The 14,810-nt window shown below is 67.2% G+C and carries 12 protein-coding genes, 1 tRNA gene and 1 pseudogene; 8 read left to right on the plus strand and 6 right to left on the minus strand.

The genetic code is table 11. The annotated features are described in order from the left end of the window. Positions 1 to 69 precede the first annotated feature (69 nt). On the plus strand, positions 70 to 804 hold the full coding sequence (locus QFZ58_RS25560; protein ID WP_307127233.1) for a Tellurium resistance: 735 nt from the start codon (positions 70 to 72) through the stop codon (positions 802 to 804). Between the two features lie 33 nt (positions 805 to 837). Here QFZ58_RS25560 and QFZ58_RS25565 read toward each other — a convergent pair whose 3' ends face one another. Continuing rightward, entirely contained in the window at positions 838 to 1,746 is a 909-nt protein-coding gene (locus QFZ58_RS25565) for a TerD family protein (RefSeq protein WP_307127234.1), read from the minus strand. A gap of 211 nt (positions 1,747 to 1,957) precedes the next feature. On the opposite strand from QFZ58_RS25565, the gene QFZ58_RS25570 reads away from it, so the two are divergent. The 3 genes from QFZ58_RS25570 (at position 1,958) to QFZ58_RS25580 (ending at position 6,601) form a co-directional block, all read left to right on the plus strand. Next, on the plus strand, positions 1,958 to 3,118 hold the full coding sequence (locus tag QFZ58_RS25570) for an HpcH/HpaI aldolase/citrate lyase family protein (RefSeq protein WP_307127235.1): 1,161 nt from the start codon (positions 1,958 to 1,960) through the stop codon (positions 3,116 to 3,118). 130 nt (positions 3,119 to 3,248) lie between these two features. Continuing rightward, positions 3,249 to 5,726, plus strand: a complete 2,478-nt coding sequence (locus QFZ58_RS25575) for a phosphoribosyltransferase (protein ID WP_307128988.1) — start codon at positions 3,249 to 3,251, stop codon at positions 5,724 to 5,726. A 2-nt stretch (positions 5,727 to 5,728) separates the two neighbouring features. After that, positions 5,729 to 6,601, plus strand: coding sequence for an HAD family hydrolase (locus tag QFZ58_RS25580; RefSeq protein WP_307127236.1), 873 nt, complete (start codon positions 5,729 to 5,731; stop codon positions 6,599 to 6,601). Positions 6,602 to 6,750: 149 nt separating this feature from the next. Here QFZ58_RS25580 and QFZ58_RS25585 read toward each other — a convergent pair whose 3' ends face one another. The 4 genes from QFZ58_RS25585 to QFZ58_RS25600 all read right to left on the minus strand — a co-directional run bounded on the left by QFZ58_RS25585 (position 6,751) and on the right by QFZ58_RS25600 (position 10,025). After that, positions 6,751 to 6,975, minus strand: a complete 225-nt coding sequence (locus tag QFZ58_RS25585) for a zinc ribbon domain-containing protein (RefSeq protein ID WP_307127237.1) — start codon at positions 6,973 to 6,975, stop codon at positions 6,751 to 6,753. 26 nt (positions 6,976 to 7,001) lie between these two features. Beyond that, positions 7,002 to 7,634: a DUF4383 domain-containing protein gene (locus QFZ58_RS25590; protein WP_307127238.1), complete on the minus strand. Its 633-nt coding sequence runs from the start codon at positions 7,632 to 7,634 to the stop codon at positions 7,002 to 7,004. A 178-nt stretch (positions 7,635 to 7,812) separates the two neighbouring features. After that, positions 7,813 to 9,183: a hypothetical protein gene (locus QFZ58_RS25595; protein WP_307127239.1), complete on the minus strand. Its 1,371-nt coding sequence runs from the start codon at positions 9,181 to 9,183 to the stop codon at positions 7,813 to 7,815. Positions 9,184 to 9,254: 71 nt separating this feature from the next. Beyond that, positions 9,255 to 10,025 (minus strand): DUF4097 family beta strand repeat-containing protein, encoded by a 771-nt coding sequence (locus QFZ58_RS25600; RefSeq protein ID WP_307127240.1) that lies wholly within the window; start codon positions 10,023 to 10,025, stop codon positions 9,255 to 9,257. A 229-nt stretch (positions 10,026 to 10,254) separates the two neighbouring features. Here QFZ58_RS25600 and QFZ58_RS25605 point away from each other — a divergent pair. Both QFZ58_RS25605 and QFZ58_RS25610 read left to right on the plus strand, forming a co-directional pair. Continuing rightward, positions 10,255 to 10,329: transfer RNA gene (locus tag QFZ58_RS25605), tRNA-Val, on the plus strand. Between the two features lie 255 nt (positions 10,330 to 10,584). Further along, positions 10,585 to 11,964: a HEPN domain-containing protein gene (locus tag QFZ58_RS25610; RefSeq protein WP_307127241.1), complete on the plus strand. Its 1,380-nt coding sequence runs from the start codon at positions 10,585 to 10,587 to the stop codon at positions 11,962 to 11,964. A gap of 101 nt (positions 11,965 to 12,065) precedes the next feature. On the opposite strand, the pseudogene QFZ58_RS25615 reads toward QFZ58_RS25610, so the two are convergent. Next, positions 12,066 to 12,740, minus strand: a pseudogene (locus tag QFZ58_RS25615) (tyrosine-type recombinase/integrase); the annotation flags it as partial. A 265-nt stretch (positions 12,741 to 13,005) separates the two neighbouring features. On the opposite strand from QFZ58_RS25615, the gene QFZ58_RS25620 reads away from it, so the two are divergent. Next, complete coding sequence (locus QFZ58_RS25620) at positions 13,006 to 14,130, plus strand: ParA family protein (RefSeq protein ID WP_307127242.1); 1,125 nt, start codon at positions 13,006 to 13,008, stop codon at positions 14,128 to 14,130. Between the two features lie 3 nt (positions 14,131 to 14,133). Then, on the plus strand, positions 14,134 to 14,769 hold the full coding sequence (locus QFZ58_RS25625) for a HEPN domain-containing protein (protein ID WP_307127243.1): 636 nt from the start codon (positions 14,134 to 14,136) through the stop codon (positions 14,767 to 14,769). Positions 14,770 to 14,810 lie beyond the last annotated feature (41 nt).

A 14,810-nucleotide genomic window follows, 5' to 3' on the forward strand; every position in this document is an offset into this window, starting at 1 on the left:
GTGGCCGCCCCGCAGTGGTGTGCGGCGTAGGGGCGGGACCGGGCGGTACCGAGGTGTATGGGGGTTGGGATGGGCTTCTGGGACGGCCTGTGGCCGGGGCGGGCGGCACAGTTCGAGTCGGGTAACTCCGCGACGAACTCCATCGTGCTCTCCCGGCGCAATGCCACGGTCTCACTCAAGAAGCAGGGTGCGCTGTCGGGAAACCTGCGCGTCAACCTGTCGTGGCGGATGCGCACCTCCGACATCGGAGGCAGGCCGAGGCAGGGCGGCAGGCTGCTGCGCCCGCTGAAGCTCTTCCAGCCCGACGTGGTGCAGGCCCACACCCAGGGCATGGTCAACGTCGACCTGGACCTGGGCTGCATGTACGAGCTGACCGACGGCACCAGGGGCGTGGTGCAGCCGCTGGGCAACCTCATCGGGGACCTGCACGCGCCGCCGTACGTCCGGCTCAGCGGGGACGACCGCTTCGGGGCGCCCTCGGGCGAGACGGTCTACGTGAACCTCGACAAGCGCGACGACATCAAACGGCTGCTCTTCTTCGTGTACATCTACGACCAGACCCCGGCCTTCGACCGCACGCACGCCAAGGTGACGCTCTACCCGGGCAACGGCCCCCGGATCGAGATAGAACTGGACGAACGCGCTCCGCAGGCCCGCTCCTGCGCCGTGTTCACCGTGGACAACTCCAAGGGCGAGCTGGTCGTGCGGCGCGAGGTGAAATTCGTGTACGGCTTCCAGTCGGAGCTGGACCGGATGTACGGCTTCGGCATGCAGTGGGGACGCGGCTACAAGACGCGGGCCTGAGTGGCCGCCGTGAAGGGCGGACGCGGTGCCGGCTCAGGACCGGAGGAACTGCGGGCCCTGCGGGGGCAGCACGAAATTGGGGTCGGCGGCGGGGGCCGCCGCGGCAGCGGGCTGCGGGTAGCCGTAGGCGGGCTGGGCCGACGCGGGCTGGGGGTAGCCGTACGACGGCTGGGGCGCCCCCGCGGGCTGGGGGTAGCCGTACGACGGCTGGGGGGCCGACGCGGGCTGGGGGTAGCCGTACGTGGGCTGCTGGTGCTGGATCGTGGCCTGCGCGTCCGGAGAGGGCCCGGGAGCCGCCGTGGTGTCGGTGCCGGGCTCGGGAGCGGCCGCGGTGGCATCCCGATCGGGCGCGTCGGACCCGGCCGTCAGGTCCGCGTCCTCCGCGGCCTCCGTCTCGTCGACCGAGATGCCGAACGCGGTGGCCAGCCCGACCAGGCCGTTCGGGTACCCCTGCCCCACCGCGCGGAACTTCCAGCCCTCACCGCGCCGGTAGAGCTCGCCGCAGATGATGGCGCTCTCCTCGCCGGTCTCGGCCCGCACGTCGAAGACCGCGAGTGGCTCGCCGTCCGCCGAGGCGGCGTCGTACAGCGATATGCGCAGGTCTCTGACCTGCTCGAACGCCGCCTCGTCACAGGACGCGGCGATGACCACCTGATCCACGGAGGGGTCGAGCGCGGCGAGGTCCGCCTCGATGGTGTCCGTGAGCCCTCCGGGGACGCTGCGCTTGGGCAGCCGGCGTACCAGGCCCGACGGGTGCCGCGGCTGGTTGTAGAAGACGAAGTCCTCGTCCGAACGCACCCGGCCGGAGGCATCGAGCAACAGGGCGGAGGCATCCACATCCGGAACCCCGGCGCCGGGGGTCCAGCGCAGCACGGCCCGTACGGCCATGGCGTCGAGAGGGACGTTCGAGCCCTTCAGCATCGCGTGCGTCATGCCGGTCATCCTGCCTGCTGGGGGGCCGCCCGGACAACGTGGGGGTCGGCACCAGTAGGCCAGGGGGTGTTCGGGGCAGGCACACAGGCGCGCCGCGAAGAGCGTGAGAAATGGCCGGGTTACCCGAAGTTCATACGGCCGGGGAACCGTCGACACCTCTCCGAACGTACTATTACCGGCCATACGTTGTCCGGCCTCTCAGGCAGTACGGGGGAATCACATGCGTCATTTCGGGCACATCTCGCCCGTCGCCCGGAAGGGCCTGTTCTTCGAGGAGCCGTGCGAATTCAGCGCGGACTCCTCCGCCCGCCTGCTGTCGGCGGCTCTGGGGGCCACCCTTTACAGCCCCGCCACCCGGCCCCGGCTCGCCGACGACGTGATCAAACTCGCCGGTCGGGGAGTGGTCTCCATGGTGCTCTGCCTGGAGGATTCCATCGACGACGCCGAGGTGGTGGGTGCCGAGGCGAATCTGGTCCAACAGTTCGCCGACCTCGAGGAGCGGGCCGCCGCCGTGCCGCTGCTCTTCATCAGGGTGCGTGAACCGGAGCAGATCACGGACCTCGTGAAGCGCCTCGGCAGCTCCGTCCGATTGTTGTCCGGATTCGTACTTCCCAAATTCACGGAAGAACGGGGAGAGCTGTTCCTGGAGGCCCTCACCGCAGCCGAAGTGTCAGGCGGACAGAGGTTGTTCGCCATGCCCGTGCTCGAATCTCCCGAACTGCTGCACCTGGAGAGCCGGCACGACTCCCTCCGGGGGATCGCCCGCACCGTCGACAGGTACCGGGAGCGGATCCTCGCGCTGCGACTCGGCGTCACCGACTTCTGCTCGGCGTACGGTCTGCGCAGGGCCCCCGACATGACGGCCTACGACGTGCAGATCGTCGGCGCGGTCATCGGCGACGTCGTCAACGTGCTGGGCCGGGCCGACGGCACCGGGTTCACCATCACCGGGCCCGTGTGGGAGTACTTCCGCCTCCAGGAGCGCATGTTCAAGCCCCAGCTGCGCCGCAGCCCCTTCATGGGACGGGCCGAGGCGCTGCGCACCGCCCTCATCGAGCACGACCTGGACGGGTTGCTGCGTGAGATCGAGCTCGACCGGGCCAACGGACTGCTCGGCAAGACGTGCATCCATCCCTCCCACGTCCTGCCCGTGCACGCACTGTCCGTCGTCAGTCACGAGGAGTACTGCGACGCGCAGGACATCCTGCGGCCCGAGCGGGGTGGCGGCGGAGTGCTGCGGTCCGCGTACACGAACAAGATGAACGAGGTGAAACCGCACCGCGCCTGGGCCGAGCGCACTTTGCAGCGCGCCGAGGTCTTCGGCGTGGCGCGGGAGAACGTCGGCTTCGTCGAACTGCTGGCCGCGGGTCTGGCGGAATGAGCGGGGCCGTGGGCGAGCGCATGTCTGGTGCGTCCGGCCCGTCCCCGCGTCCGCCCCATCCTGCGTGTCCGGCCCATCCGGCGTATCCGTCGTAGTGAAAGGCGTATCCGTCGTAGTGAAAGAAGAGGCAGTGGACGTGCAGTGGTCGGGTAACTGGGTCGCCGGGCGGCTCGGAGTGGAACTCGTCGGTGACGAGGAGCTCCACGAGCTGCTGGGTCTCGCCCTGCGCCGCAACCCCAAACGGGCCCACCTGCTCGTGTCGAACGTACTGGGCAAGCACGTGCCGCAGCGGCCCTCCGTGGTCTACGGGGCCGGCTTCGAGCTCGGCGAGCGGGTACGGGACCTCCTGGGCGAGGCAGAGGCCCACCGCGCGGTCGTCCTCGGGTACGCGGAGACGGCGACGGGCCTCGGCCACGCGGTCGCGGACGGGCTCGGGGTGGCCCCGTACCTCCACTCGACCCGCAGGCCCGTCGACGGCGTCGCCCAGGCGGGCGGCTTCGAGGAGTCCCACTCGCACGCCACCTCCCATCTGCTGCTCCCCGAGGACCCGGAGTTGCTGAGCGCCGCGGACCGGGGCGCCCCGCTGGTACTCGTCGACGACGAGTTCTCCACCGGCAACACCGTGCTGAACACCGTCCGCGCACTCCACGAGCGCTACCCCCGGGACCGGTACGTCATCGTGGCCCTGGTCGACATGCGGTCCGAGGCGGACCGGGGACGGCTCGCCGCCTTCGCGGAGGAGATCGGCGCCCGGGTCGACCTGGTGGCCCGCGCGTCCGGCACCGTGCTGCTGCCGGACGGGGTCCTGGAGAAGGGCCGCGACCTGGTCGCCGCCCACGAGGCGGCCCCTTCCACGGCGGCCGGAGGGGCCGGCCCCGAGGGCCCGCGTCCCGTCCCCGTACGCGTCCGGCTGGACTGGCCCGCGGGTGTCCCCGACGGCGGGCGCCACGGCTTCACCCCCGTCCACCGCGCGGCCCTGGAAGCCGCCCTGCCGGGTATGGCCGGCCGGATCGCCGACGCGCTGGGCGACGCGCGGCGGGTGCTCGTCCTCGGTTTCGAGGAACTGATGTACGCACCGCTGCGGCTGGGCACCGCCCTGGAGGACGCCACCACCGCCGACGTGCGGTACTCCACCACCACCCGCTCGCCCGTACTGGCCGTCGACGACCCCGGCTACGCCATACGCAGCCGCCTCGTCTTCCCCGCCCACGACGACCCCGCCGACGGGCCCGGCGAGCGGTACGCCTACAACGTCGCGGGCGCGGGATTCGACGCCGTCGTCGCCGTGGTCGACTCCACCGCCGACACCGCGGCGCTGCACGCCCCCGGCGGGCTGCTGGACAGGCTCTCCGCACACACCGACCGCGTGCTGCTCGCCGTCGTGCCCTCGTACGTCCCGCGGCACGACTCCGCGAAGCCCTCCCGGACAACCTCCCCGAGCGCCTCCGAAAGGCAGGAAGCCGCCATGCTGCCCGAACCCCTCCGGGGCCCCGCCTTCTCCTCCTACGCGGCGGACGACGTCGGCTGGCTGCTCCAGGACCTCTCGGACACCCCGCTGGAGGCCCCCACCGAGGAGCGCGAGGAGGCGATCCAGAGCGGTGGTGCGCACTACGCCGAATCGCTGCCCGTCGAATACCAGCCCACCCCGCAGTACCAGGAGCTGTTCCTGGCCGCCCTGGACACCTCGGCCGCCAGGATCGCCCGCGCCGTCGGCACGGTCACCGAGACGATCCTCGCCGAACGGGGCCCCCGCCCCGTCCTCGCCTCCCTCGCCCGGGCCGGCACCCCCGTCGGGGTCCTCATGCGCCGCTGGGCACTGCACCGGCACGGGATCGACCTGCCGCACTACGCCGTCTCCATCGTCCGCGGCCGCGGTATCGACGCCAACGCCCTGCGCTGGCTGGCCGCCCACCACGACCCGGCGGACGTCGTCTTCGTCGACGGCTGGACCGGCAAGGGGGCCATCACCCGCGAACTGGCTGCCGCGCTCGCGGGATTCGACGGCTTCGACCCGGAGATCGCCGTACTGGCCGACCCGGGGGGATGCGTACGGACCTACGGGACGCGCGAGGACTTCCTCATCCCGTCCGCCTGCCTGAACTCCACGGTGTCCGGGCTGATCTCCCGGACCGTGCTCCGCGCCGACCTCGTCGGACCGGACGACTTCCACGGCGGGAAGTTCTACCGGGAGCTCGCAGGCGCCGACGTCTCCGGCCTCTTCATCGACACGGTCGCCGCCCGCTTCGACGAAGTCGCCGACGCCGTGGACGCCGGGGCCAAGGAACTGATCGCCGCCGACCGCGCCCCCACCTGGGAGGGCTGGGCAGCGGTCGAACGCCTCAGCGAGGAGTACGGCATCCACGACGTGAACCTGGTCAAGCCCGGCGTCGGAGAGACGACCCGGGTACTGCTGCGCCGCGTGCCCTGGAAAATCCTGGCCGCACGCGGGGCGGGGGCGGACCTCGACCACGTACGGCTCCTCGCCGAGCAGCGCGGCGTCCCCGTCGAGGAGGTCGACGGGCTCCCGTACACCTGTGTCGGACTGATCCACCCGAAGTTCACCCGGGGCGCGACGGGCGCGGACGGCACGGCGGTGACGGGGAAGTGACCATGCCCGCCCCCGCACCTGCGGTGACCCTCGTCGCCAGCGACCTCGACCGCACCCTCATCTACTCGGCGGCGGCGCTCCAGCTGTCGATGCCGGACGAGCAGGCCCCGCGGCTGCTCTGCGTGGAGGTCTACAACCACAAGCCGCTCTCCTACATGACCGAGCAGGCCGCCTGCCTGCTCGACGAACTCGCCCGCACCACGGTCTTCGTACCGACCACGACCCGGACCCGGGAACAGTACGGGCGCATCCACCTCCCCGGTCCCGCGCCCCGGTACGCGATCTGCGCCAACGGCGGACACCTCCTGGTCGACGGTGTCGCGGACCGGGACTGGCAGGCGCAGGTGGCGGCCCGGCTCGCCGACGAGTGTGCCTCCCTGGACGAGGTACGGGCCCACCTCCTCGCGACGGCCGACCCGGCATGGCTGATCAAGGAACGCGTCGCGGAGAACGTCTTCGCCTACCTGGTGGTCGACCGCCCGGCCCTGCCCGAGAGCTGGGTCAAGGAGCTGGCCGCCTGGGCGGACCCCCGCGGCTGGACCGTCTCGCTGCAGGGACGCAAGATCTACGCGGTGCCCAGGCCGCTCACCAAGAGCGCCGCGATGAGGGAGGTGGCCCGCCGTTGCGGCGCCACCACGACCCTTGCCGCCGGTGACTCACTCCTGGACGCGGACCTGCTGGTCGCCGCCGACCACGGCTGGCGCCCCGGCCACGGCGAACTCGCCGACAGCGGCTGGGGCGCGCCCCAGGTGGAGGTGCTCCGGCAGCGGGGCGTCGCGGCCGGTGAGGAGATCCTGCGCCGCTTCCTGCGCGCCGCCGACCCGCGGGGCGGGCTGCTGAGCGGGCCGGAGCGGCTCAGGGGCGCCCCGGCCTGACCCGCCTGACCCGCCGTCGGCGGGCGGGCCACCACGGGCGGCCGGCCGGCGTCTGCGGCCGGCCGCGCCACCGGTGTTCGGCGCGGCGGCGTCAGGGGGCGGTCACGCCGCCGGTGTCCTCGGCGTCAGGGGGCGGTCACGCCGCCGGGTCAGCCGCAGCAGCCGCCACCGCAGCAGCCTCCACCTCCGCCCCCGGCGGCCGGGGCGGAGGCAGGGGCGGACGCGGCGGAGCCGCCCACGGCCACGGTGGAGAGCAGCTTCACGGTGTCCTCGTGCCCGGACGGGCAGGAGGCCGGGGCGGAGGACTCGGCCATGGGACGGCTGAGCTCGAACGTCTCGCCGCAGGGGCGGCATCGGTATTCGTAACGAGGCATGGCCCCAGATTAGGGCTTCCTCCCGGTCAGGTCCTCTTCCGCGGGAGCTCCGGCATCGGGGGCCGCTTCCGGCGTTCCTCGCGTGCGGCCTGTTCGGGGTGGCGGGCCCGCCAGTACGGATTGTCGTGGGGCAGGCCGCCGGTGACCCGCCCGTACATGCCGAAGATCATCAACATCAGCCCCACCACGAAGCTGAACAGCACGTTCTGCATGTGGAAGGCGAGGAAGTTGAAGTCGCTGTCGAGCAGCGCCAGATTCACGAAACCGCTGACGAGGAAGGCGATGCCCAGGAGCATGTTGAGCGTCGAGGCGAAGTTGGCGCCGATCAGCATCCCGGCGAACAGCAGGAGGCCGACGCAGATGGACAGCACACTGAGCGCGCCGTTGGTGCTCAGGCCCGCCACGGTGTCGCCGCCGGTGTCGAAGAAGCCGATGTTGCCGGTCAGCCCCAGGATGCCGAAGGCGACGAGTACGAGCCCCATCAGGCCCGCACCCGCGCGGTAGACCTGGCTGAGCCGGTGGTCGACGGGCAGGTGTTCGTCGAGCCGGGTGACCTCGCGGCGCCGGTCCGTGCCGTGCCGGTCCGTGCCGTGCCGGTCCGTGCCGCGCTGGTCCGTGCCGCGCCGCCGCCCGGTGGGACGCGTGACGTGTGTGGCCATGACGGCCTCCTTCGGCCGGGTCCGGCCGTGGGTCCAGCTTTCTGCGCGGCCATGCGGTCGGCCTCGCGTCCGGCCGGAAGGGTCTCAGCGGAAGCCGCTGCGTACCTCCAGGATCGGCGCACCGGAGGCCGGGGACAAACGGACGGCCCAGCCCTGCCCCTCGGGTGCTGCCGGCTCCTCAGCCGCTGCCGCCGCCCAGCTCCTCACGGATGGCGGAGACCACCCGGGTCGCCGCCTGCCGTACCGCCTCGGTCTCGGTGAGGAAGTGCCAGTAATCCGGATGACGCTCCTCCAGCCCGGCGATCGCCCGGTCCAGCCGGGCCACCGAGTCGTCCAGCGGACGGGCATGACGCGGGTCGGGTGTGTTGCGTCCGGCCATGGCCAGGCGCTGGGCATCCCGGATCGCGAACCGGGTGCGGTCGATCTCCGCCTGCGGGTCCTTGGCCACGGCATCCAGGCGCCGCAGCCGGTCACCGGCGGCGGACACCGCTTCGTCGGTCGCGTTGAGCAGGGCCCGGACCGTGCTCAACCGGGCCGTCGCGTCGGGCCACCGCTGCTCCGCACGCGCTGTGGCGGCCTCCGCCAGCTTCTTCTCGGCCTGGCGGACGTTGACCGCCGCCTGATCGGGAACCGGCTGCAGATCCTGCCAGCAGGCGGCCGAGAAGCGGCGCCGCAGCTCGCTGAGCACCGGCTCGACCTGCCCGGTGCGGGTCGTCAGCGCCTGGGCCCGGGTACGCAGCGTGACGAGCCTGCGGTCGATCTCGGCGGCCCGCTCGGGAAGCCGGTCGGCCTCCGCCCGCACCGCCTCGGCGTCGCGCAGCACCTGATCCGCCCGCTGCAGCGTCTCCGCCACACCGTGGCGCCCAGCGCCTTCGTTGAGCTTGGTCAGCTCCGGAGCCAGGGCCGCGAGCCGGGCCGCGAGATCATCCGCGCGCAGTCCTGACGCCCTCACCGCGTCCAGCGCGTTGCTTGCGGCGAGCAGTGCCTGACGGGCACGCTCCACGGCGGGAGCGAGCCGGGCGAGCTGGGTCTCCGCGCTGCCGAGCAGCGGCCCGAGGCCCTGCCCGAACCGGTCGAGCTCGCCCTTCACCCGCACGAGCTCGTCCTTCGCCCGGGTCAGCTGCGTCCTCGCTCCGGCGGCGGCCGACGGCTCCAGGTCGTCCCGGTCCAGGTCGTGCGCGTCGACCGCGGTGATGTAACCGGTGCTCACCTCGTCGATGCGCCGGCCCAGCGAGGCGAAGTCCTCAACCGCCTGGCGGGCACGTGGCGAACTGTCCACGGCGATGATCGTCTCGATGGAGATCTTGAGATCGCGCTGAGCCGTGTCCAGCTCGTAGAAGGCCTCGGCTGCCGCGTCCTTCGCCGCCTGCGCGTCGGCCCGCTGGTTCTCCCCCCGGCCCCCGAACCAGCGCCGCGTACCTCCGCCCGCGAAGGCGGCGGGCAGCGCGGCGGCGATCAGCGGCACCGGCAGCAGCATCAGCACCAGGACGTCCTTGACGGCGCAACTCCCACTCGCTTTCGCCTGCGGCCGCGTGTGTGTCGCCGTCACATCCCTCTCCCGTGCCGATTCGCCCTGCCCGGTTCATTCTCCCACCCGGTAAGGACGAACACACGGGTCGATTAGTTCGCACTTCGGACAGTGACTTCACCGTTGTCGCTGCGCGCCTTCACCACATGCGGGCTGGAGTCGCTCCGGGGCACGTCGACGGAGACGTCCCCGTTGTCGGCTGACGCGGAGACGGCGTACGGCCCCTTGCCCGACGGCAGGTCGATGGTCACGCTCCCGTTGTCGCTGACGGTGTCCACCAGATTCGGTGCCTGGCTGAAGGCGAGGTCGATGGACCCGTTGCTCGACCGCGCGATCACGGAGTCCCCCGAGACCCGCTCGGCCACGACGGAGCCGTTGTCGCTCTCCAGCTCCAGAGGCCCCTCGGAGTCGCGCACGACCACCTGACCGTTGCTGGACGCGAGGGTGAGCGGGGTGGTGAACCCGGAGGCGATGACCTCGCCGTTGGCACCGTCGACGGAAAGCGCCAGGTCGCGGGGGACCTTCACCTGGTGGCGTGAGCCGCAGTTGCTGATCACGCCGCTGCACTTCACGCGGAGCGTCAGCTTGTCGCCCTCGAGCTTCCACACGGGGTCGGGCCCACTGCCGAACACGACCCACCCGTCGACCCGGCGGGTCACCTCGATCTGATCCACATCGGCGGGTACGAGCTCCAGCGTCGAGTTCTCGGAATCGATGGTCAGCGTCTTCCCACTGAAGGCGAACGACTTGTGCTCGAGGGGAGCGTCGTCCACGTCCGCACTGCCGCAGCCGCTGAGCCCCGCGACGAGAAGGAGGGTGCCCCCGGAGGCAATGAGTGTCCTGGTGCGGTTACGGATGGTCATGATGATCGAGTCCCCCTGCTGACGCCGCCGATGTGCCCCCACCGTATGTACGCCCCACCCCCCACCACGATCCGGACGGCTACCGTCTCGGGGGTGGGGATATCCCCCGCATCCGCCCTCCACGGCCTCCGGCGCGTCGGGGCACGGGCCGGGCCGCGCCGGATCAGGGCCGGGCGGGAACCGGATTACGGCCGTGGCCGGGAGCCATGTAACCTGTTCCTTCATCCACGGGTGCGTAGCTCAGGGGTAGAGCGCTGCTCTTACAAAGCAGATGTCGGCGGTTCGAAACCGTCCGCGCCCACCAGCCAGAACGCCCCCGCAGCGAGCCGCTGCGGGGGCGTTGACGGTAGCTCCTGACGGCATCGAGTCCGTTCTGACTCTGGCCAGGTAGCGTCGCGCACCCGGTCTGGCGCCGTGGTCTTCCCGTTTCGTCCCTCGGGGTACGACTGACGTCCCAGAATCTCGGCGTGAGCCGGGTGCAGTTAAACCCCGCACGCGTACATGCCGAGGCTTCTATGCTGAGCCCTCTTAGCCACAGTGCCTTGGGGGCGATGAGTACGTGGAAGCGTTCGAGAGTGATGGGCTTTTCTGGCTGCCGGGCGACGAGAGCGCTCAAGTTGCTGGTCGGATTTCTTTTGACCCCAGCACAGGGACGCTCCTTCATCTCATAGGTAGCTTCTCTGAAGACGATTTTGGAGACGAGGAGAAGCCAGCCCCTGAGGTCGTCATTGGTGTGGCCGGTAAGCGCTATTTGACTCTTAAGGGGTGCTCCCGGAAGAGTCGAAAGTTCGAGTCCCCGGGGTTCCTCAGGGAAGTCTATAGAGCTCAATTTCTGTTCGCTGGCCAGCAATTGGTTGATTCGCAGAACCCTATGTTCTCGCGCCTTTCGGTCAGATTTAACAACCTGTACGCATGGGCCGATAGGAACTCGGTATCTCGAGAATTTACATTTGGTGAGGATCGAAAAAAGCTTATCAAGGCAACTCTGACTCTGGAGCCCGCCGAAGTCGAGAAAGTGCAATGCGATGGCTACGAGGTGGCCCTTACCGGCTCCTGGAAGATTCTGGGGAGCGATAAGAATCCGGGGTTCGAGCAGGACTGCTCACTTCGCGTGTCTTATGACGCCCCGGTAGATTTCGAAAGAGTGACTGGCGACCTGACTGTCTTGCAGGACCTTATTACGGCGACATCTGACGCTGTCACTATCCCGACGAATGTGACTTTGCAAGTTGCCGAGGATGGGAGTGAGGAATCGCGCCGGTCTCGTGAGGGGGTGCAGTTGTATGGCCAACAGATGCCATACTCACGTGCCAAGGATAAGAAAGTCGGTGATATGCCGCTTAGTCTTTCGGCGATTGGAGGAATGGCGGCTGTTGCAGGGTGGATGGGCTTCATACGTGAACGCAGGGTACTTACAGGTCTTCTGCTGTCTCCCATCTATAGCAGTATGTATATCGAAAATCAGTTCTTCAATAGGGTGTCGGCTGCGGAAACGCTCCACAGGATGGAATTCTCGAACGAGCTTCGCCCGGCGGATGAGTACAAACATTTCCGTAAGATGCTCGTTCGCTACGTGCCCAAGAACTACAGAGGATGGCTGAGTCAGCAGATCGTTTATTCCAACGAGCCGAGGTTGCGTGATCGCCTCAGGGAACTCGCGGAGTTCGCTGGGATCGTAGATCTCCTTGGATGTGATGCTCGTCGGTGGGCGTTGGAAATTACTAACGCTCGAAACCGGATGGTGCATCACGATAAAGGGAAAGGTGAGGGTGCTTCGACCGTAGAGCTTTATTGGCTGGGGGAGTCACTCAAGGTCGTAGTGCTTGCCTCTCTTGCTAAGTTTTCCAACTTTTCAGAAGGGTCGCAACGGCGCCTGAGGGAGTCAGAGGATATGCGTTTCCTTGCAGAGAAGATGCGAGAGATCTTCTCTGCGAAATGACCTGCCCAACTGTTTCGAGCGATATCTACTTGACTCCGAAGGTAAGGGTGGCCGTGGCTCCGAACCTAGGACTGATTCGAAGCCACGGCGTCCCGCTGCAACTAAATGCGACGTTTTAGGAGCCGGTCCATGTGGCTCATCGCTTCACGTCGGTTCTGGTCGGAGACGTGTGTGTAGATGTTCATCGTGACGGCGATCTGCGAGTGACCCAGGATCTCCATCACGACCCGCGCCGGCACACCTGCGGCGAACAGGAGCGTCGCGCAGCCGTGCCGAGCGTCGTGCAGACGAATGCGGCGCAGTCCCGCATCCTCCGTGAGCCGCTCGAACGACCTGCTGAGGTTTCTCGGCTCGATCGTTCGCCCAGTCCTGGTCGTGAACACGTAGTCGCTGTCATGCCAGGCCTGCCCTGCGTGGCGGCGCTGCGCGGCTTGACGGAGACGCTGCCAGCGCAGCGGCGCCACGCACATGAGCGGTACGGGGATGGCGCGCGTGCGGCGGTTCTTCGTGGAGTCCGCGTACAGCTCCTTCTGCACCCGCTGAATCTGATTCCGCACGGTGAGCGTGCGGCGCTCCAGGTCGATGTCTGACCAGCGGAGTCCAAGGACCTCACCCCGCCGCAGTCCCAAAGCCACGGCGAGCACGAACGCCGCGTACAGAGGATCTTTCCTCGCAGCCTCCAGGAAGGTCGTCGTCTCCTCCAGGTCCCACGGCTTCAGCTCCCGCGACTGCACCCGAGGGGCAGGAACGAGCTTGACCACGTTTCTGGTGATCAGAGCGTTGTGGGCTCCCATCCCGACCACCTTCGACCCAGGCAAAGCCGAGCAGGCGAGGCCCAGGGCGTCAAGGTCGTTCGTACAGTGGCGCGCTCCACCTTGACGCCCTGAACCACGCCTGCTCCACGGTGTGTGGGTCGAAGGCGGACGGGATGGGAGCTGGGGTGAGTGGTGGGTGGGCCTGACCAGAGCGGGTTCATCCTCCGCCGGTCGTCTCTGTAAGAAGTCGGGACTAACGCAGCCTCCTTCTGCCATGCTGTGCCACATGACAACCAATCAGAACAGTCTTACCAGAATTGCCTTTTTCAACCACAAAGGGGGTGTCAGTAAGACAACAAGCGTGTTCCACGTTGGGTGGATGCTCGCTGAACGCGGCCACACAGTGCTGATGGTCGACACTGACCCCCAATGCAACCTAACGGGCATGGTAATGGGGTTCAGGGGGGCCGGAGAACTTGAGGAGTTCTACAGAAATCACGGCGACGCTACCGTCCGTTCTGCAGTTGCTCCGGCGTTTGAAGGACGACCGCGGCCGATCGAACCTGTCACGACAGTGAAGGTGCCAGGAAGAGAGGGCCTCCATCTTATGGCTGGCGACATCAGGCTAGCGGAATATGAGGTGACCCTCGGAATTGCGCAGGAGCTTTCTGGGTCAATCCAGGCACTACAGAATGTCCCCGGAAGCCTTTCCTATGCAATTGACGTCACGGCTAACTCTATTGGGGCAGACTATGTCCTAATCGACATGAGCCCCGGATTGGGTGCGATCAATCAAAACCTTGTAGGCATTAGCGACTACGTAATCGTCCCCGTGGCTCCTGACTTCTTTTCTCTTATGGCAATTGATTCACTTTCACGCGTTCTTCCGCGTTGGAAGAAGTGGGCTTCCCAAGCATCAAATATGGGGATTTTGGCAGAAGCGGCTTACCCATTCCCCGATCGTCAAGTAAAGGTTCTCGGAACCATCGTTCAACGTTTCCGCCCTCGCGCCGGAAAGCCTGCATCTGCGTTCCAACGATGGATCAATGAGATCGGCCAGGCATTTGATTCAAACCTGCGTCCGGCGCTCCTAAAGACCGACCAGCTCCTGCCCGCCGCAACCTACAGGGCTGCAGGAATTGGTCAAGACATGGCATTGGCCTACATCGCTGACTTCAACAGTCTCATCGGCGTATCTCAAGAGCGCAGCACTCCAGTTTTTGCCCTAACTGAGGATCAGATTCCCAACGTCGGCGTCGTCCTAGAGACGAATATCGAGTCCACCGAACGATTCCATGCCGAATTTTCCGAATTGGCGCTAAGGATTGAAAAGTTGGTAACCGCGGCAGAGGGGAACGTTATCGAAGCCTTGCCGCCAGTGGTGGCACCTACGGAAGAGCCCGGGGCGTAGGAAGTGCAGAGTGTTGCTTTCGCAGAATTCGGTAGGCATATCACCGCGGCCCGTCACTCGCTGGGAACCGCTGCCGTCTTGCGCGCGCAAGTTACCAGCGCCCTGCAACTTGACGATCTAGTTCGTGGCGCTCTGGTACAGGGTGTCAGTGCTCTGGATAGGTATGTCCATGAGGAAGTTCGGATACGACTGCTTCGTCTATTTGATTCGGATTCCTTCCCGGCGGCAATGCTTCGATTCCAAGTTCCGCTATCAGCGGTCTTGAAATACAAGGACGAGGGAGGTGTGGGGTGGCTAGAAGACGTAGTGCGTTCACGGCATTCGTTTCTCTCATTCCAGGCTCCTGATAAGATCGCTGATGCGATACGCCTAGTGAGTGACGGCGAGCTATGGAGTGAAGTTGCCGTATTTACAGGTAAGCCCGTCAAGGGCATTAAGCAAGAATTGAAGCTTATCGTGACGCGAAGAAATGCAATCGCACACGAATCCGATATTAGTCCCATCCCTCCATTTGAGCAAAATGAGATTTACGCAGACGATGTAAATGCCGCCTTGGACTTCATCGAAAGCATCGTATCTGCGATACATCACTTCCTCCATCAAGGCGGTCATTCATCCGGCAGTGGGCAAACTGCTTGATTTGTCGCCCGGATCGGTTAGCCGTTGTATCGGCGTGCCCG

The organism is Streptomyces sp. B1I3 (assembly GCF_030816615.1).
Taxonomy (GTDB): Bacteria; Actinomycetota; Actinomycetes; order Streptomycetales; family Streptomycetaceae; genus Streptomyces.